This window comes from Providencia sp. PROV116 (genome assembly GCF_028482485.1).
GTDB classification, from domain to species: domain Bacteria; phylum Pseudomonadota; class Gammaproteobacteria; order Enterobacterales; family Enterobacteriaceae; genus Providencia; species Providencia rettgeri.
On record NZ_JAMPQO010000007.1, the window covers coordinates 1 to 18,304 of the forward strand.

At 41.5% G+C, this 18,304-nt stretch carries 16 protein-coding genes and 1 tRNA gene; 5 read left to right on the forward strand and 12 right to left on the reverse strand.

Annotation, left to right across the window (positions count from 1 at the left end):
* Positions 1–349: 349 nt before the first annotated feature.
* From PSE72_RS05980 to ttrS, 3 genes are all read right to left on the reverse strand, one after another.
* A complete protein-coding gene (locus tag PSE72_RS05980; RefSeq protein WP_115167468.1) occupies positions 350–1,294 on the reverse strand; it encodes a Kdo(2)-lipid IV(A) acyltransferase in 945 nt (314 codons plus the stop codon).
* A gap of 58 nt (positions 1,295–1,352) precedes the next feature.
* Complete coding sequence (gene ttrR, locus PSE72_RS05985; RefSeq protein WP_109911086.1) at positions 1,353–1,949, reverse strand: tetrathionate respiration response regulator TtrR; 597 nt, start codon at positions 1,947–1,949, stop codon at positions 1,353–1,355.
* Positions 1,950–2,075: 126 nt separating this feature from the next.
* Positions 2,076–3,833, reverse strand: coding sequence for a tetrathionate respiration histidine kinase TtrS (gene ttrS, locus PSE72_RS05990; protein WP_115167467.1), 1,758 nt, complete (start codon positions 3,831–3,833; stop codon positions 2,076–2,078).
* A gap of 254 nt (positions 3,834–4,087) precedes the next feature.
* Between ttrS and ttrB the strand changes: the two genes are divergently transcribed.
* The 3 genes from ttrB to ttrA are packed head-to-tail and all read left to right on the forward strand — an operon-like array spanning position 4,088 to position 8,920.
* Complete coding sequence (ttrB, locus tag PSE72_RS05995; protein ID WP_109911088.1) at positions 4,088–4,825, forward strand: tetrathionate reductase subunit TtrB; 738 nt, start codon at positions 4,088–4,090, stop codon at positions 4,823–4,825.
* Complete coding sequence (ttrC, locus tag PSE72_RS06000; RefSeq protein WP_115167466.1) at positions 4,807–5,853, forward strand: tetrathionate reductase subunit TtrC; 1,047 nt, start codon at positions 4,807–4,809, stop codon at positions 5,851–5,853. The genes ttrB and ttrC overlap by 19 nt, the downstream gene beginning before the upstream one ends.
* The gene (gene ttrA, locus PSE72_RS06005) at positions 5,846–8,920 is read left to right on the forward strand and encodes a tetrathionate reductase subunit TtrA (RefSeq protein WP_115167465.1); all 3,075 of its coding nucleotides are present in this window, start codon (positions 5,846–5,848) and stop codon (positions 8,918–8,920) included. The genes ttrC and ttrA overlap by 8 nt, the downstream gene beginning before the upstream one ends.
* A gap of 168 nt (positions 8,921–9,088) precedes the next feature.
* Here ttrA and PSE72_RS06010 read toward each other — a convergent pair whose 3' ends face one another.
* Both PSE72_RS06010 and PSE72_RS06015 read right to left on the reverse strand, forming a co-directional pair.
* Entirely contained in the window at positions 9,089–10,096 is a 1,008-nt protein-coding gene (locus tag PSE72_RS06010; RefSeq protein ID WP_004909777.1) for a nickel/cobalt transporter, read from the reverse strand.
* A complete protein-coding gene (locus PSE72_RS06015; protein ID WP_231136563.1) occupies positions 10,087–10,638 on the reverse strand; it encodes a DUF1007 family protein in 552 nt (183 codons plus the stop codon). Before PSE72_RS06015 ends, PSE72_RS06010 begins: the two co-directional genes overlap by 10 nt.
* A gap of 346 nt (positions 10,639–10,984) precedes the next feature.
* On the opposite strand from PSE72_RS06015, the gene trhO reads away from it, so the two are divergent.
* Complete coding sequence (trhO, locus tag PSE72_RS06020) at positions 10,985–12,031, forward strand: oxygen-dependent tRNA uridine(34) hydroxylase TrhO (RefSeq protein WP_115167464.1); 1,047 nt, start codon at positions 10,985–10,987, stop codon at positions 12,029–12,031.
* Positions 12,032–12,079: 48 nt separating this feature from the next.
* On the opposite strand, the gene PSE72_RS06025 is transcribed toward trhO, so the two are convergent.
* The 5 genes from PSE72_RS06025 to PSE72_RS06045 all read right to left on the reverse strand — a co-directional run bounded on the left by PSE72_RS06025 (position 12,080) and on the right by PSE72_RS06045 (position 15,393).
* Positions 12,080–12,673 (reverse strand): LuxR C-terminal-related transcriptional regulator, encoded by a 594-nt coding sequence (locus tag PSE72_RS06025; protein WP_198641284.1) that lies wholly within the window; start codon positions 12,671–12,673, stop codon positions 12,080–12,082.
* 209 nt (positions 12,674–12,882) lie between these two features.
* Positions 12,883–13,137, reverse strand: coding sequence for a biofilm formation regulator BssS (gene bssS / locus PSE72_RS06030; protein ID WP_115167463.1), 255 nt, complete (start codon positions 13,135–13,137; stop codon positions 12,883–12,885).
* Between the two features lie 219 nt (positions 13,138–13,356).
* Complete coding sequence (gene pyrC, locus PSE72_RS06035) at positions 13,357–14,406, reverse strand: dihydroorotase (protein WP_115167462.1); 1,050 nt, start codon at positions 14,404–14,406, stop codon at positions 13,357–13,359.
* A gap of 211 nt (positions 14,407–14,617) precedes the next feature.
* A tRNA-Asn gene (locus PSE72_RS06040) sits at positions 14,618–14,693 on the reverse strand.
* Between the two features lie 256 nt (positions 14,694–14,949).
* Positions 14,950–15,393, reverse strand: a complete 444-nt coding sequence (locus tag PSE72_RS06045; protein WP_115167461.1) for a universal stress protein — start codon at positions 15,391–15,393, stop codon at positions 14,950–14,952.
* Between the two features lie 110 nt (positions 15,394–15,503).
* Between PSE72_RS06045 and PSE72_RS06050 the strand changes: the two genes are divergently transcribed.
* Entirely contained in the window at positions 15,504–15,629 is a 126-nt protein-coding gene (locus PSE72_RS06050; protein ID WP_272673634.1) for a hypothetical protein, read from the forward strand.
* Positions 15,630–15,658: 29 nt separating this feature from the next.
* Here the strand turns inward: PSE72_RS06050 and PSE72_RS06055 are convergent, their stop codons facing one another.
* Together PSE72_RS06055 and PSE72_RS06060 are read right to left on the reverse strand one after the other, a co-directional pair.
* Complete coding sequence (locus PSE72_RS06055) at positions 15,659–16,717, reverse strand: HlyD family secretion protein (protein ID WP_115167460.1); 1,059 nt, start codon at positions 16,715–16,717, stop codon at positions 15,659–15,661.
* Positions 16,718–16,740: 23 nt separating this feature from the next.
* The gene (locus PSE72_RS06060) at positions 16,741–18,282 is read right to left on the reverse strand and encodes an MFS transporter (RefSeq protein ID WP_272690924.1); all 1,542 of its coding nucleotides are present in this window, start codon (positions 18,280–18,282) and stop codon (positions 16,741–16,743) included.
* Positions 18,283–18,304: the final 22 nt, after the last annotated feature.

Below are 18,304 nucleotides of genomic sequence, written 5' to 3' on the forward strand. Positions count from 1 at the left end.
AGTCACTTTTCCCGTCATATTCAGTTCTACAGCGTTGTTGGCTTCACTCAGCTACCCGAGTCACATACTTATGTATGCTCCTCGGGATATCTTCATTTTGCCGCCTAGCTGTAGACCCGACTATTTAGGGAAAACAGTATGAAAAACAACAAGAAAAGCATCATAAAAAACAGTTGAAAAATCACGCCATATTTAGAGAAAACAGCATAAAAAATAGCAAGAAAAACATCATAAAAAGCAGTTGAAAAATCACGCCATATTTAGAGAAAACAGTATAAAAAACAGCAAGAAAAGCATCATAAAAAATAGTTGAAAAATCACGCCATAATTTATCTGATTACGTTAATCATTAATGATGGATTTTGTCTAAATCCCCGTATAACGAAGGTTCCCCTTCAGGGCGTGTTTTAAAACGGCGGTGTAGCCACATATATTGTTCTGGCGCCCTGAGGATTTCTTTTTCGATAATTTGGTTCATCATGGTTGCGGTAGCCACATTATCTTCAATTGGGAAATCATCAATGGCAGGTTGAATGATCAATTCATAACCTTTACCGTTAGGTAAACGCCTTGGGGTAAAAGGCACCACTAAAGGGGAAGCCAGGCGTAAAATAATTTGTGAACCATTGGTTGTCGCTGCATTTTCTACAGCGAATAAAGGTGCAAATGTACTATTGCGTGGGCCGTAATCATGGTCGGGGGCATACCATAAAATTTCCCCATTTTTTAAGTCGCGGACCATGCCTTTCATATCTTTGCGATCCAACATATATTTATTGGAACGTAACCGACCACGGGTTTGTAACCAATCAAGCAGGTTATTATCATTGGCGCGATACACACCAATACCCGGATTTAACATACCAAAGGCTCGAGCACCTATTTCCAAGGTTAAAAAATGAACGCCGAGCGCGATAATACCTCTGCCAGTTTGGCGAGCTGCAACGGCATTTTCTTCCCCAATGACTTTGACCCAGCGACGAACGCGCCAATCAGGCCAAAACCAAGCCATACCCGTTTCAAATAAGCCCATGCCGACAGATTCAAAGTTTTTGTCTATGCAACGCTGCCGTTCCTGCTCACTCATCTCTGGAAAGCATAATTGCAAATTTCGTTCTGCGACTTTCACCCGCTTTTTCAAAAAGCGCTTGGAAAACAAACCTAAACGAGTTCCCATCCAATAAATGACAGGATAAGGCAATAAAACAAGAAGATATAATACGCCAATACCTAGCCAAGTTAGCCAGTAACGAGGATGGAGGAACCGTTTTTGAAATTTTGGAGCTAGTATCATTATTATCCGAATATATTAGTCATAAATTAATAAAAAGGCATGATTAAACTATATCAAATTATTCGTTTAAAGCGTTAACTGCCTGCATGGTGCTCATTAACTCAGCTAAGTTGCGAACAGCCATTTTCTCCATGACACGAGACCGATGAACTTCAACGGTGCGCACAGAAACACAGGCTGCCTCAGCAATTTCACGGTTAATTAAGCCTTGCAACACATAGCCACAGATATCTTTTTCACGAGGCGTGAGCGTTTCATAGCGCTGTTTAATTAAATACCCTTCAGTGGCTTTCGTGGTTTGTGAGCGAGCTTGCTCTAAGGTCTTAGCAAGCTGTTGGCTATCAATGGGTTTTTGTAGAAAATCAACGGCACCCAGTTTCACTTGTTCTACCGCCATCGGGATATCCCCATGGCCAGACAAAAAGATCACGGCTAATGTGCTGTGTTGTTCCCTCAGGTATTGGTGAACTTGTCGCCCGTCTAATTTAGGCATGCGCATATCCAATAACACCACACCTTCTTGGTGTAATGCCGCATTTTGGATAAATGCTTCACTGTCATTCCAAACGGTAACGCTATAGCCCAATGTTTCTAGTAAGAATTGGCAGGCATCCGTTACATCGGGGTCATCATCCACGAGATGGATCACTGGCATACATATACCTCGTCGTGTAGAGGGTGACAAAATAGGGTGCTTTATGTGATGAGCATTGATTATCGTAATAAAGCCATTGTCACATATAGTTAATGTGAATGTTATCAATTACGTGGCAAAACATGCTCAATCCACGATTTTATTGTGATAATTGAAAATGAGAGTGACCATTAGGCCATGTAACCCATCATCACTTAAGTTATTTTCGATACGAATATCGCCACCTTGGCTTTGGATCAAACGCTGGCAAATCACTAAACCTAACCCTAAACCTTCTTTTTTAGTCGTAGCAAATGGTGTGATACCTTGCTCTAATTGACCCGCAGGCATACCTCCAGCATTATCCTGCAAAACGAGTAAAAAATGCTGTTGTGAAAAATGAAACTCGAAACGCAGTAGGGTTGCCCCTGCTTGTAAACTGTTGCTGATTAAATTGGAAAGTAATTGCTCAAGTAACGTATCAGGCAACATCAGGGAGATGTCAGGCGTTTCAGGTAAAATTAACTTTGCATCGGGGTAGTGTTGGTCTGCACGCAATAATTGCCAAATATGATTAATGGCCTGTTTAACTGATTGTTGGCTCAAGGTGACTGCCGGGTCAAGACTTGGTTTACCCGCCCAGAGGCGTAAATTACGAATGATATCGGCTCCACGTTGAGCTTGGTCATCGATTTTTGTTAATACGTTAATTAATGGGTGGCTTTCAGACTCTTTAGTCAGGCGTAGAATACACCCCTGAGCATAGTGGCGAATTGCAGACAGGGGTTGATTCAATTCATGAGCAAATCCAGAAGCCATTTCCCCCAAAATATTTAACCGCTGTGCCTTTTGTAAATTGGCTTCTTGTTCTCGTAAGCGGTTATGCGCTTCTTCTAATTGGCGGCTACGGCGCCTAACCAAAAAGGCAATCCAAACATGATTAATGCCAAGTAACACAAAAAATAACGCGACAAGGCTAAGAGTGATTTGGTTTTGAATAGTCCAACTGACGATATCTTGCCAGATTTGACGTTGTTGCGGGTGTTGGTTAACGTCCCTGAGCAAGGTTTCAACTTGAGTCACCGAGGCCGGAGCTCCCCAACGCATGGCGGCTTTATCGGTTGATAATAATGTCTTGGTGACTTTGTCGACTAAATTATCCGGCACTTCACTTAAGGCAGCAAAAGACCAGTTTGGATACAGTTCTGTGCTAGTTAAACAAGAGAGAGAGCTTGGATGTTGAATTAGTGGACGAAATTGTGTTTTATCAATCAGCCCTTCGCTATGCATATTTTCTAATAAACAGACAGGAACAATTGCCGCAGATAATGAATCATCACGCAGTGCATATAATAATGCATCAGCAGGAAAGCCTAAAAATTGCATCTTAAAGTCTTTAGCCGCATCGTAGCCCATATCCCTTAACACTTTGTAACCTAATAAATAGCCACCAAAAGCATCTGGCGAGATAGCGCCGACTTTTTTGCCAATTAGGTTTTTAACTTCTGATATATCACTGTCTTTGCGAACTAATATTAAGCTGCCAATAACATTACGCGTCGTGCTGTTGGGCTCCACATCAGAACGAAGGGAGAGCAACCAACGTAAATGATAGCGGTTATCTAACTGAATAAATTGGGCAGGATTCGTCAGTAAAAAATCAATCTTACGGTTGGAAATTGCTTCTTTCATTTCATCTAAATTGAGTGGTTGTAACGTAAAACGTTCCCCAGGAATAGACTCATTGAGTGTGTCAATAAGTGGTTGCCAATGAGATTGGGTGGAACTCGGTCCACGCAAGGCTAATACTCCGATAGTCCATTGTGCCGAAATTGCAGGCAAAGACCACGTCAGTAGCATGATTAATAGTATGTGATACAACGGCCTAGGCGATTTTTTTAACATATTTGAGTTATTCGTTGCGTTAGATCAATTTAGCTACGGGTATGTGGTAAACCACAATAGGGCGGCGGCTCCACACTTCTTACAATGGCACTACACGTTTTATCAAGATAACTCATTTGGTTTAAAGAGAAATAACAATTCCACGGGTTATCTTAACGAGACTGTACCCATTGTCAATAACGCATGTAATACAAATAACATATTGATTAATAACTTTTATTTTCGCATTAGCAATGTCAGTACTGGAGCCAATTATGGATCTGAGTAAACGAAAATTTCTACAACAAATTGGGGCGGTGACTGCGGGAGCTTCGTTAATTCCTATCGCAGAAGCTGGGCTCAGTTTTTCCCCGACACGCCGAGAAGGCAACCCAGAAAAACGTTATGGAATGTTGATTGATTTACGTCGTTGTATTGGTTGCCAATCTTGCACAGTAAGCTGCTCGGTTGAAAACCAAACCCCACAAGGCCAATTTAGAACGACAGTGAATCAATATCAAGTTGCAGTGAAGGGCGAAGAAGGTTTTACCAACGTATTATTACCTCGCCTATGTAACCACTGTGATAACCCTCCTTGTGTACCGGTATGTCCAGTTCAAGCGACTTTCCAACGTGAAGACGGCATTGTTGTCGTTGATAACGAACGCTGTGTTGGTTGTGCTTACTGCGTACAAGCGTGCCCATACGATGCTCGCTTTATCAACCACTCTACGCAAACCGCCGATAAATGCACATTTTGCGCTCATCGCTTAGAAGTGGGGTTATTGCCAGCTTGTGTTGAATCTTGTGTGGGGGGCGCACGCATTATTGGGGATTTAAAAGACCCGAACAGTACTATTCGTAAAATGCTGACAGAGCACGAAGCTGAAATCAAAGTCCTCAAACCGGAAAATGGCACATTACCTCAAGTTTTCTATATCGGTTTAGATGACGCATTCGTGCAGCCGCTACAAGGCAAAGGGCAGCCCGCATTATGGCAGGAGGTGTTCTGATGAATGGCCAAGTAACTTATATTTCAGAAGTCATGGCTCAGCCACAAGAATTCTTTTGGCTTCCTTGGGCGGTACAATATTTCTTCTTCATAGGAATTGCTGCTTGCGCGGTACTGTACGCTTGTTATCTTCATTGGAGAAATAAACCTGAAAACAGTCGCTTAGAGATGATTGCAGTATTTATTGCTATCACGATGGGTATTACCGCTCCATTAGCATTAACCGCAGATTTACACCAAACCGCAAGGGTATGGCATTTCTACGCGCATCCAACAATATGGTCTTGGATGTGGTGGGGGTCTGTGTTACTGCCATTATTCACTACATTTATTGGTTTATATTTTGTCGCATTAGTGGTGAAACTGATTTGGAAAAAAGAGTTTAAAGCAACACGTTGGGTGGCGTTGTTGGCTGCACTTTCAGCGATAGGATTATTGTTATATACCGGCCGTGAAGCCTCAGTATTAAATGCTCGCCCAATTTGGTATAGCTGGTGGATACCAGTATTGATGTTCCTCAGTGCGCTACAAGTATTACCTGCATTGATTAACTTAGGAGCACGCCGTGAACCTCAATATCAAAACCGCTTAGCACGCTTCCAAGTTGTGACATTATTGCTGTTCGCCGTTTGTTTTGCGCTATGGCTCTCAGGTGATACCACCTCAGGTATTGCAGTACGTCAACAGTTAGATACAGCAAGTCCTGGGTGGTGGATGTTGATGGGAATTTGTGCATTGTGGGTAATCACTTTTGCGATGTCCGTCAGTAATTTAAAAGCGAATCGCTCGGTTGCATATATCACTGTTCTCGCTTTAATTTCAATGGCTTTTGCTTGGACGATACGTTGGATTTTCCTGATGGAAGTTCAAGCGGTACCAAAATATAACATTATCGCTAACCCATACCATTTCCCATTGGGAACAGACGGATTACTGGCAATTGTCGGCACATTCGGTTTATGGATTGCATTAACAATTATTGTTCGTGAAGGTGTTCGCTGGTTTGCGAGGAGAGTGCAACATGGCTAAATTCTCAAGACGTCAATGGCTTAAAGGTAGTTTGGTTGTCGGTGGTATCGCATTATTTGGTGCAAGCTACCGTGATGTGGCCAAACGTGCAGTCGATGGTCTGGTTAATGGTACGTCAGGTAAAGTCACTCTTGATAGGCTCAATGGTAACTCTTTACGTCCTGAAGGACAGGCACTGAAAGGTTGGCAAGAAAACCCAGAACAAGTGGTTGCGATGACGCAATGTTTTGGTTGTTGGACTCAGTGTGGTATTCGTGCTCGCGTTGATACAGCGAAAAATGAAGTATTGCGTATTGCGGGGAACCCTTATCATCCACTATCTCATGAAGAGCATTTTCCGTATGGCATGCCGCTGAAAATGGCATTTAACAAAATGAGTGGGGAATCAGGCCTTGAACACCGTTCGACTGCCTGTGCTCGAGGTGCGACGTTAATGGAAGGCTTAACAAGCCCATTGCGTATTCTCGAACCGATGAAACGTGTTGGCAAACGCGGGGAAGGTAAATGGGAGCGCATCAGTTTTGAACAATTAATAAAAGAAGTGGTTGAAGGGGGCGATTTATTTGGTGAAGGGCATGTGGATGGCTTACGGGCGATCCGTGACTTAGAAACGCCTTTAGACCCATCCCAACCAAAACTGGGACCAAAAGCCAACCAATTATTAGTGACCAATGCAGGTGACGACGGCCGTGATGGTTTTATCCGTCGCTTTGCACAAAATGCCTTTGGTAGTAAAAACTTTGGAGCTCACGGTTCGTATTGTGGATTGGCTTATCGTGCCGGTTCCGGTGCATTGATGGATGATTTGGACAAAAACGCCCACGTCAAACCCGATTGGGATAATGTTCGTTTCGCACTGTTCTTAGGCACATCGCCTGCGCAATCAGGTAACCCATTTAAGCGCCAAGGCCGTCAATTGGCGACTGCGCGTTTACGTGATTCATTTAACTATGTGGTGGTTTCGCCTGCATTACCATTAACAACGACTTTAGCAAATGACCACGGCCACTGGGTCCCAGTACAGCCGGGTACTGACGCTGCGTTAGTGATGGGGATGATCAGTTGGATCATTGAAAATGAGCGTTACAATGCCAAATACCTCAGTGTGCCAAGTGAAAAATCCATGGAAGCGATGGGGGAGAAAAGCTGGACTAACTCAACACATTTAGTCATTACGGATGATAACCACCCATTAGCTGGCAAATTGTTAATTTCTTCTTATATCACAGGAGAAGGTGACGATGAGAAAGCCTATTTAGTACAAGATGCCTCTGGCGAATTAAAACTGGCAAACGAAGTTCCAACTGCTGAATTGTTTGTGACACGCCAAGTGACTTTGCACGATGGCAGTGAAGTGACGGTTAAATCCAGCTTCCAGTGTCTTAAAGAAGCCGCAAATCGCATGACTTTGGAAGAATATAGCCAGCGCTGTCATGTCCCAGTAAAAACCATTGAATCACTGGGTAAAGCATTAACGTCTTATGATAGAAAAGCCGCAGTTATTTCCCATGGCGGTATGATGGGCGGTAATGGTTTCTACACTGCATGGTCAGTTATCATGCTTAACGCATTGATTGGTAACTTAAACTTGAAAGGCGGTGTTTCTGTTGGTGGTGGTAAATTCAACGGAGAAAACGATGGGCCACGTTACAAAATTGCCAGCTATAAAGGTAAAGTGAAACCTAAAGGTGTGGTGTTATCACGTAGCAATGAAGTGTATGAAAAATCAGATGAATTCAAAGCGCGTCAGGCGGCAGGTGAGAACCCATATCCTGCAAAAGCCCCTTGGTACCCGTTTGCCAAAGGTCAACTAACAGAACAGTTAGCATCCGCCTTGATGGGGTATCCTTATGCACTGAAAGCGTGGATCACCAATATGACTAACCCTGTATATGGTATCGCAGGTATTCGTCAGGTGATGGAAGAAAAACTGAAGGACCCTAAACACTTGCCGCTGATTATAGGTATTGATGCCTTTATGAATGAAACCACGGCATTGGCAGATTACATTGTGCCGGATACCCATAATTTCGAAAGTTGGGGGTTCAGTGCACCATGGTCTGGTGTGCAGGTCAAAGCCAGTACGGCACGTTGGCCGATTGTTGAGTCACGCACGGCTAAAACAGCAGATGGCCAGCCAGTTTCGATGGAGAGTTTTTGTATCGCTGTAGCAAAAGAACTTAATTTACCGGGCTTTGGTGATAACGTGATTGAAGATATGGATGGCAACATGCATTCACTCAATACAGCTGAAGACTATTACTTAAGAGTTGCTGCAAATATGGCATGGCTAGGGGAAAAACCAGTTCCTGAAGCCGCAACAGAAGATATCCAAATCAGTGGCGTGGAGCGCATTTTACCAGCGATTACGCGTACGTTAAAACCAGAAGAAGTTCGCCGTGTTGCCTATATTTTCACAAGAGGAGGCCGTTTTGCTCCGTATGAAAAAGCATGGGATGGCGATGCAACAGGCCCTCAATGGAAAAAAGGCTTACAAATCTGGAATCCAACGGTGGCAATCAATCGACATGCCATAACGGGTGAGCGTTATAGTGGTTGCCCAACTTACTATCCACCACGTATGGCAAATGGCGATGATGTGAATACGGTATTCCCAGAACAAGAGTGGCCGTTGAAACTGATGTCATTTAAATCCCATGTCATGAGCAGTTCAACGACAGTCATTGAACGTCTACGCCATGTGAAACCAACGAATCTTGTTGCTTTGCATCCCGATGATGCAGCAAAAATGGGTGTCAAACATGGCGATTTGATCCGGATCACCACACCGGGTGGCCATGCTGAAGCCCAAGTGAGTGTTCTTGATGGTGTAATGCCTGGGGTACTTGCGATTGAGCATGGTTATGGGCACACCGAAATGGGGGCGAAACAGCATTATCTGGATGGCCAACCAATGCCAATGAATGAGGCAAATGGTTCAGGAATTAACTTAAATGACCTTGGGTTTGCTGACCCAACACGTGAAGTCGCCAACACGTGGTTAGACTGGGTTTCGGGGGCATCGGTACGCCAAGGATTACCTGCTCGCATTGAGTTAATTGGTTAAACGAAGTAGTAAGGATGGTTAGTGATGGGGACCTGCATAGCTTCATTATTAACCATCTGGTTGTTGGCAATATGTAGTAAGCAGTTGACATTGCGCATAAAACGGTGTGCTACCACACCGTGACTTCGGCAAATGCCTGGGAGGGGGAGCCCTCCCTTTTTTAATGGTTTATCGCAACAGTGGGGAAACCGATTGTTCCAAACCGATGCTTTGAAGCATCAAAACACCCATCAAAATAAATAAAATACCTGCCAAAATTTTTAGTGAGATTGCCCAATAAGGGGAAAATGACTTTCCTTTTAATTGTGATACGCGAACCGCATTATCACGCATTAAATGAACAAAAATGGCAATTAAACAAATGGTTAATGCAGTACCCATTGCCATTGCTAAGGCAGCGATAACCCCCCATGTATATACTTCTATCACATAAGAAAACAGCAATACGAGAATTGCTCCAGAACAAGGACGAATCCCCATTGATAGAATGATCAATAGTTTACTTTTAAAACTGGATTGCAATTGATGAGACTGGATAACGTGTTGGTGGCCACAACCACAGCTGTCCGAGTGGCTATGGGCTTTTGTTTTAATTATTGCTTTCGTTGAAGAATTCAATGGCTGAATGCTTTTTATCGTGAGTGGGGTTAAGTATTTTGATTTGCGGATTAACCAGCCACGACGTAATGCGCTGAGACATAAATAGCTACCCAGTAAAATAACAAATAGATAACTGATTTGTTCTGCATATAAACTGGCTTGGTTGAGATGTTTAGTAGAGAGTTGGAATAGGATCAATACTAAGGAAACTAAAGTAATCGCAACAAGCCCTTGTAAGAGTGATGCTAGTAAGCTAATGATAACACTCTGCTTTAAATGAGTCGCTTGGGTGGCAATATAGGTGGTAATAATTAATTTGCCATGACCCGGTCCAAGGGCATGCAAAAAACCATAAGCAAAGCTGGCAATCACCAGTAACCCACCTGCATACCATGGGCGAGAGGTGGTTTCTTGCAATAAGTAAGATAACCCTTGGTTTAACTGTTTTTGCCAAGCTAGGCTAAGTTGTAACCATGATCCCCAGTGAATGTATAGCTGCCAAGTGACATAGGTAATAAGTCCCACAAACAGCGCAGTAATTATTAATTTTTGCGTACGTAAAGGCATTATGGACATTGTATATCAACCCGTTGTGCAAACTGTTTGCCAAGTGCTAAATCCTCTTCTGGATTATCACTTTTGTCTAAAGAGAAAGCGTAGGCGCGCATTGAATCGGTCACATTTGCTTCTTGTAATTCCATCTGGCAATTTGCAGCAATATCCAACGGTAGGTTAATTTGTTGTTTATTTTGGTAAGTCATACTGACATAGAAAGTTGGGTCATAAGTTTGAATTTCCACATGGGAACCTGCTATAGGCAGGGGTTGCATAAATGAAGCGGTAAAGAAGAAAACTAAAGAAAAGCCATCTTTTTCTAAATGGTAGCTATCTGGAATTCGTTTAAAGCTCACTTTCTTCCCCTGATAATAAAAATCAGTGAAATAATCTTGCACCAACACATTTGCCATAATAATAGCTTCTTGCTGTTTCCAACGAGGATCATCCGGTTTAATGCCTTTTAATTCATAGGCAATATCCGCTGATGTCATGGGGTCCATTTTCCAAACATAGCTAATCCCTGTGTATTTATCTTGTTTATTTTCAAGGGAAATTTGCATCTCAATAAAACTGTGAGGGTGTGCCGCTACTAGTGGAGCAACTATGAACAGAAATAAAAAATAGAAAGGAAAAAATCGCATCATTCAGTCAGCTAAATTGGCTTATCAAATAAATGTTATAACATAACGAACTGCAAACTAAAAAGAAAAATATTTCGGAATGATTTAAAAATCAACTTAAAACGAGTCGTTAATACTTCTATCACAATAACCTTTCAAATAAAGGGTTTTTTATTAACAAAATAACAGCGATAATATTTGATAATAATCAGATGTGGACATTTCGTGGACACTATATGATTTTAAGCTTTAAATATTAACTAGTTACAAAGGAAAAGAGAACACCATGCCAGTGTTACATAACCAAATTTCAAATAAAATTTTAAAAGAGCGCATGTTGGCGGAGGTCGAGCCGCGCACCACTATTTCTTTTTACAAGTATTTTAATATCCAAGACCCAAACGAATTTCGCAATCAATGGTACCAACAATTTAAAGCGTTGAGTGTTTTTGGGCGCGTTTATATTGCAAAAGAAGGCATTAATGCACAAATCAGTGTGCCTGAATCCAATGTGAGCGCATTACGCGAACTCATTTATGCAACAGACCCCGCATTAGAAAACCTACGTTTAAATATTGCGATTGATGATGACGGTAAATCATTTTGGGTGCTGCGTATGAAAGTCCGTGAGCGTGTAGTGGCTGATGGTATTGATGACGAAACATTTAACCCAGCAAATACAGGGCAATATCTAAAAGCTCATGAAGTGAATGAGATGATTGATGACCCAAATACTGTTTTCGTTGATATGCGAAATCATTATGAGTATGAAGTGGGGCGTTTTGATAATGCGATTGAAATACCATCAGATACATTTAGAGAGCAACTGCCAATGGCGGTTGAAATGCTGCAAGAGCAAAAAGATAAAAATGTTGTGATGTATTGTACTGGTGGGATCCGTTGTGAAAAAGCCAGTGCTTATATGCTGCATAATGGTTTTAAAAATGTCTACCATGTTGAAGGTGGGATTATTGAATACGCACGTAAGGCGAAGGAGCAGGGCCTACCTTTACGGTTTAAAGGGAAAAACTTTGTTTTTGACAACCGCATGGGTGAGCGCATTACAGAGGACACATTAGCACAATGCCACCAATGTGGCGTACCTTGCGATGCACACACCAATTGCGCTAATGATGGTTGCCACTTACTGTTTATCCAATGCCCTAGCTGTGCAGAAAAATATGAAGGTTGCTGCAGTTCGTCTTGTACAGAAGAAATGAAACTTCCTGAGCAAGAGCAACGCGCACGACGTGCAGGACGTGAGGTCAGTAATAAAATCTTTAATAAATCACGCCACCGTTTATCCGATGGGTTATTAAATAAAGATAGCTAGTCATTAATGTTATCTATAATAAGAAAGCCCTGCAATTAGGGCTTTTTTTTAATATAAATATTTAAATACATTATATATAAAAAATAACTCTATTCTGTTTTTGACGAAAACTTTAGAGGTAATATGTCTTTTTTGTGAGTAAACAGTGCTATTGCTAATTCCTAGTTTTCGAGAAATAATATGATTAGGTGTTTCATTCATCCAGTTGTTAATAATATTTTGTTCTTTAATTGTGAAAATAGATGAATCAATGTTATTAGCAAGCTTGGTGATTTTCTCTATTTGTTCATAGTCACGAATAACCTTATCAAGAGTTTGAATAATAATATCTTTTGATAGGATGAAATAATTATCCTTTAATAACAATGGATTGTTTGTTTGTGGATACGGGGCATTAATATAAATATAAAATCGTATATTATTAGTGTTGCTTAATAATTTCTGTAGTGTAGGACAGTAATTAGAGTAATTACAATAATACGTTAAATTCACTAGTATAATGCTTGGTGTGTTTGTTTTTATAAAACTAATAGCTTCTTTTATACATCCTGTACTAATAAATTCGAGTTTTTTATTTTTGGACAAATATTCTGTAATGCCAAGACGTGTATAATAACATTCATCAATAACTAATATTCGCATTGGAACATCCTTGTTCAAGAAGATGCCTTACAATAAATTGGAATTGATAGTGAAGTCAACCAAGGATTAATAAAAACAATAAATAGTGTTCTTATTTTAAATTGCTAATTAGTAATTAATTGATAAGGTAATTATATAAAGATATATAATTACCTATGTAGATGAATAAATTAAATGGATATTAGTGTTACTAATATCCATTTATTTCCCTAGTGTGTTTTAAAATCAAACTCGACATATTCCCCTGATTCTATCTTGTCTACGCCTGCTTGGAGAATATGAATGAGTTGTTTTGCCACATCAGTCGTTAGCCACATGGTTTTATCCACAATAGCGTCACCTGTGTGGTTATCTTGCTCAGGGAGGTAGTGCAAACGCAACATCATAGCGTCGTAATCATCGACCGTGCTGATGTCCCAGCCAACTACTGGGTGGGTTTGAATGACATCATTTTTTTTATTCATATAAACCTCCTAATCAAACATCGTGATAAATAATAAATATCTATAACTGACTAAGAGCAATGACCTCGTGATGAGTCCACTTTTAGTATAAGGAGATTTTGCTAATAAGAAAGTAAATAAAACATTTTTTTGTTTAAATGGCAGAAAATGCATAAAACGGATAATAAGGATTGTAAAAAAAGAATGGGAAGTATTTTGAACTTCCCATGGGTGTCTAAATTACTGGCCCTGAGAGACTGTCCAGCATGCATCTTCCCCAGCTAAGAAAGGAACTAATTTATCATTACAGCAGTCAATGGATTCACAAATTATATTTTGTTCTTTAGTTAGTGTAATTGTCCCTTCATTCACAGGTAAGTTATAGAACTTAGGGCCATTTAGGGAACAAAAAGCTTCGAAATGCGCCAAGGCACCGAGCTCTTCAAAAACACTTGCGTAAGCCGCTAATGCGGTGGGAGCATTAAAGACCCCAGCACAACCACAGGAAGATTCTTTACGTGATTGTATATGTGGTGCGGTGTCGGTACCAAGGAAGAAACGGTCACAACCTGAAGCAACCGCTGTACGTAATGCTTCTTGGTGCACATTACGCTTCAAAATAGGTAAGCAAAATAAATGCGGCCTTATACCACCAACTAACATATGGTTACGATTAAACATCAAATGTTGAGGTGTTAAAGTTGCAGCTGTAAATTCATTCGCTTCTTGGACATATTGAGCCGCTTCTTTGGTGGTGATGTGTTCAAAAACGACTTTTAGTTTTGGAAACTGTGCCCGTAGTGGCAACATAACTTGCTCAATAAATAAGGCTTCTCGGTCAAAAATATCGATATGACTTGCGGTGACTTCACCATGGATAAGCAGTGGCATTCCTGCTTGTTCCATCGCAGCTAATACAGGGTAAATCTTTTTAATATCGGATACGCCATGGCTAGAGTTAGTTGTTGCATTGGCCGGGTAGAGTTTACAGGCAGTAAATACCCCCTCGTTAAAGCCACGAACGACTTCAGCAGGATCTGTGCTATCAGTAAGGTAGCAGGTCATTAAAGGGGTAAATTGATGTCCTTGTGGAACCGCTTTTAGAATACGCTCGCGGTAAGCTTTTGCGGCTTCAATCGTTGTGACTGGTGGCACTAAATTCGGCATGACAATCGCGCGGCCAAAGAATTCACTGGTATAGGGAACGACCGTTTTTAACATATCATCATCGCGAAAATGAACATGCCAATCATCAGGGCGGCGGATCGTTAGGGTAGTTACAGTTGTCATTAAACCGGCTCCATAGGGGAAGAATGAATGATGAGCGAGTGCTCAAGCCGGAATAGAATGATAAAGGTAAAGTGAAAAAATAGCTATGAGAAATCACGATTATAGCTTATTTCAAAGGTAGATTATGTAAATGACGTAAATAGCTAACTTATTCAGGCATGCAATAGCAAAAAAACTGCTGAAGTTTCCTTAAGCAGGTTTCTCTAAATTTTGGCTCCTCCAGCTGGACTCGAACCAGCGACATACGGATTAACAGTCCGCCGTTCTACCGACTGAACTATGGAGGAACTCCTTGGTACGCAGAGGATATTAGCTTTCTCTTACTGTATTGTCAAAGGAGAATAGCGAAAAATATGTTTGTTTGCCTGTTATCTGTGCGAACTGTCGGAAGTTTGATCGAAAATTAGGTAATGGTGATTAATCAAGATCATACACAAACAAAAAGAGGGTAACAAACTTAAGTCGATGGGCGGTATATTATTTCAAATTTAGTGGTTAACTGCAGTTAACCACTAATTGATGAATGTAACTTACAGAAATTATCTACAGCGGAATAACGAGAACTGGTTGGGCGATATCGTCGAGTAAACTGCGAGTCACTGAGGTATTAAGCCAGCGACCAAGTGAAGAAAGATGGCGATGAGAAATAATTAATAATTCGCAGTTATATTTTTCCATTTTTTTGGGGATGGTATCGATAGGGGTACCTGCAGCGAGTAGTCCTTGGGCTTTAAACCCCATGCTATTTAAGACGCTTGTGACCTCTTTTAATTGTTTTTGTGCCAAAGCTTCTTCTTTTTGCGCTGCAGGGTATTCATCCCACTCATTGCTATCTTTACTTAACCCAGTGCGGCTTAGTGCAAAGGTATTATCGACAACAGTCAATACAATCACATTGCTGACACAGCCAGTCATACGTTGCATAAAACTAAGTGCATTACTGCTATTCTCAAAGCTGTCTACTGCTAACAACACATTATTAATCATGATTATTTCCTGATAGGCGAACTAAATAGCGCCTTTAAAATTAGCTCCCCTTTTTTCCAATACTTTTTGTAAAATGGAAAGGTTTTTGGGGATCATACGTTGATCGATAAATGAAAATTAACCCACCATTCGGTGGGCAAAGTCGCTGTGTTTTGCGTGGCTACCCAGTTGTCTGGGAGTGTGGCTTACAGTGGAGTGAAATCTTGCTCAATGGCTTAGAGCTGATAAGTTTTTAACAAAACCAGTGTGATCACAGTTTTGTTCATCAGCGGCTCCCATCGAGTGTATTAATGGTGACATCTGCAGACATACCCACACGCAGCGCATCCATCATCCGGGCATGCTCGGTGTTGCTATCAAAAACAATTTTTACAGGTATGCGCTGTACAATTTTAGTAAAATTACCCGTTGCATTTTCCGGGGCTATGGGAGAGAAACTTACGCTAGACGCGGGAGCAATACTATCGACATAGCCTTTTAATATTTGCCCTGGGAAGGTGTCGATACTAATATCGACGACTTGGCCATGAGTAATATTTTCCAATTGAGTTTCTTGATAATTCGCGATGATGTAGAGCTTATTTTGGGGGACAATAGCCATTAAAGCATCGCCTGGTTTAACAAACTCACCGACGCGCAAACTTTTTTTACCAATTACGCCACCAATGGGTGCAGTAATACGGGTGTAAGAGAGGTTAAGCTCAGCCATCGCTTTTTTAGCTTGAGCTAATGTCAATTCAGCATTGCTATCGGCCTGTTTCGCTTCTAAAACTTGCAACATATTTTTGGCTGCTTTTAATGATGCTTCAGCTTGTGCAACACTTGCTGTCACTGTTTGTACACGCGTAGTTGCTTGTTGTGCCGCTTGTTGTGAGCCTGCGCCAGTATTTGCCATTTTGTGGTAGCGAGTTTTTTCTTGGTACGCAAATTGTAGTTCTGCTCTTGCAGATTGCAGTTGGGCTTCTGCCGCAGCGATTAAGGCCTGTTGACGCATTAAATTGGCTTTTGCATCATCTTGCCGTGCGCGAGCAGATTGCTCTTGTGCAGCAGCCTGAGAAAGTGCAACTGTAAATTCTCTGGGATCAATGACTGCTAATAATTCACCTTTTTTAACCCATTGGTTATCTTGCACAAGGACTTCGGTCACCACACCTGAAATTTGTGGTGAAATACGTGAAATATCCGCACGGATATATGCATCATTGGTATTTTGATCAGTTTTTTTAATGGCGAATTTATTAATTAATAATCCTCCTATTAAAACAACAATAGCGATGATAGTCAGAGCGACATTTTTATTAATTTTTAATTTGATCTTACTCATTCTAATTTCCTGATAATCAATAACTAAACAGCGGCAACAGACCGCGGTGGGTAAATACGAGTTGGCATCACTAAAATCAGCCCGGTTAATGACAGCGCTAAACCAGAAACCAACAGATACAGATCAGAGCTTGCTAAAACATACCCTTGGCTGGAGGCGAGTTTAGTGAGTTCGCTGATAGAGCTCGTGGCAGTATCGCGATAAGTACTGCCGTAGCTGTCAGCAATCACGCCGGAATGAAAGTCGCCTCGCTGGCGGCTTAATAGGGCAATTGCTCCCCCTGCAGCCGTTGCTGCAAATCCTTTAACCGCATTAAACCAAGCTGCAGCAAATGGACCATCAGTGGGCAGTAATCCGCCCGTTGCCATCATCAATAGCGGAATAACGGCCATGGGTTGTGCAACAGCTTGTAAGAGAGAAATCATTCTAAAGTTGTCGCCATTCCAATCTGGGGTCAGTTGTGATGCGAGGACACAAGCGGCTGTCATCAAAAGTAAACTAATGGCGAGCACCCAACGGCAATCAACTTTGGGGGTATTACAAATAATGGCTATGATAGGGAGCGTGATGAGTTGTGGGAGCGATACCCATAACATCATGTCTGAAGTTTGCTCTAAGCGATACCCTTGAATAGACGATAAATAGCCAGAGGTAATATTCACCAAAGAAACCATAATCAACAATACGCCACCAAGGGTGATTAATGAGAACGATAGATTCCGTTTGCTAAGTAACTGTAAGTTGAAGAAGGGTAATGGGTGGTACCATTCGTTTATCAAAAACAGAACTAATAAACCAAGTCCACCAATCAATAAAACATAAATTAGTGATGAATTTAGCCAATCAAGGCGTTCTCCTTGAGAAATACCTACGGTGAGCATAGCAAGTGCACTTCCACCCAGAAGTAAACCTCGCCAGTTAAACTGTTTGAGTCGTTCTAAGCGTAAAGGATCTTGTGGTAAACCAAAGCCAATGCAGATGGTGGCTATCGCCATTAGTGGTAAGTTCCAATAAAAATACCCACTCCACCCCCAGTGGAAGGCAAACGCGGCCGCAGTGGCACCAAAAGTAGCACTCCATGCAGAAACCCAGCCATAAGCCCCTAAACCTAATACTTTAATAAGCGGAGGCATAAAGCGCAGCACTACCGTCATTAACATAGGCGGGAGAGCCCCGCCCGCAAAGCCTTGTAAACTACGTATTGTTAATAGAAGAGCATAATGATCTCCTAGCCATGGTGTAATTAATCCTCCAATCAGATAAATAGAACACATAACGAGCGCAACACGACGTAGTGAGAATGTTGGCCATAAGCAAGGAGTAAATCCTGAACCAATTACAAAACCAGTTACATAACAGGTGATTAACCAACTGCCAGTATCAATATTTAATGCCATTGCCCCCTGAATATCGCCTAGGGCAAATTTACTGGCGTTTTCTCCCACGCCACTCGCCATTACTGCTAAAAAAACACCAAATAGACCCATCCATGTGCGGCCATTAATTTCACTCGCACTGGCTATCCATTTGTTTTTTTTAGGTTGTATGATAGACGCATCAACCATTTTAAACTCCTGCTATTTAAAA

Excerpts from the sequence above, each read along its gene's own strand:
- PSE72_RS06010 (WP_004909777.1), bottom strand. The coding sequence starts at position 10,096 with ATGTCCATAATGCCTTTACGTACGCAAAAATTAATAATTACTGCGCTG.
- PSE72_RS06050 (WP_272673634.1), top strand. The coding sequence starts at position 15,504 with ATGAAAATTAACCCACCATTCGGTGGGCAAAGTCGCTGTGTTTTGCGT.
- ttrR (WP_109911086.1), bottom strand. The coding sequence starts at position 1,949 with ATGCCAGTGATCCATCTCGTGGATGATGACCCCGATGTAACGGATGCC.
- PSE72_RS06060 (WP_272690924.1), bottom strand. The coding sequence starts at position 18,282 with ATGGTTGATGCGTCTATCATACAACCTAAAAAAAACAAATGGATAGCC.
- pyrC (WP_115167462.1), bottom strand. The coding sequence starts at position 14,406 with ATGACAACTGTAACTACCCTAACGATCCGCCGCCCTGATGATTGGCAT.
- PSE72_RS06055 (WP_115167460.1), bottom strand. The coding sequence starts at position 16,717 with ATGAGTAAGATCAAATTAAAAATTAATAAAAATGTCGCTCTGACTATC.
- bssS (WP_115167463.1), bottom strand. The coding sequence starts at position 13,137 with ATGAATAAAAAAAATGATGTCATTCAAACCCACCCAGTAGTTGGCTGG.
- trhO (WP_115167464.1), top strand. The coding sequence starts at position 10,985 with ATGCCAGTGTTACATAACCAAATTTCAAATAAAATTTTAAAAGAGCGC.
- PSE72_RS06015 (WP_231136563.1), bottom strand. The coding sequence starts at position 10,638 with ATGCAAATTTCCCTTGAAAATAAACAAGATAAATACACAGGGATTAGC.
- ttrS (WP_115167467.1), bottom strand. The coding sequence starts at position 3,833 with ATGTTAAAAAAATCGCCTAGGCCGTTGTATCACATACTATTAATCATG.
- PSE72_RS05980 (WP_115167468.1), bottom strand. The coding sequence starts at position 1,294 with ATGATACTAGCTCCAAAATTTCAAAAACGGTTCCTCCATCCTCGTTAC.
- PSE72_RS06025 (WP_198641284.1), bottom strand. The coding sequence starts at position 12,673 with ATGCGAATATTAGTTATTGATGAATGTTATTATACACGTCTTGGCATT.
- PSE72_RS06045 (WP_115167461.1), bottom strand. The coding sequence starts at position 15,393 with ATGATTAATAATGTGTTGTTAGCAGTAGACAGCTTTGAGAATAGCAGT.
- ttrB (WP_109911088.1), top strand. The coding sequence starts at position 4,088 with ATGGATCTGAGTAAACGAAAATTTCTACAACAAATTGGGGCGGTGACT.
- ttrA (WP_115167465.1), top strand. The coding sequence starts at position 5,846 with ATGGCTAAATTCTCAAGACGTCAATGGCTTAAAGGTAGTTTGGTTGTC.
- ttrC (WP_115167466.1), top strand. The coding sequence starts at position 4,807 with ATGGCAGGAGGTGTTCTGATGAATGGCCAAGTAACTTATATTTCAGAA.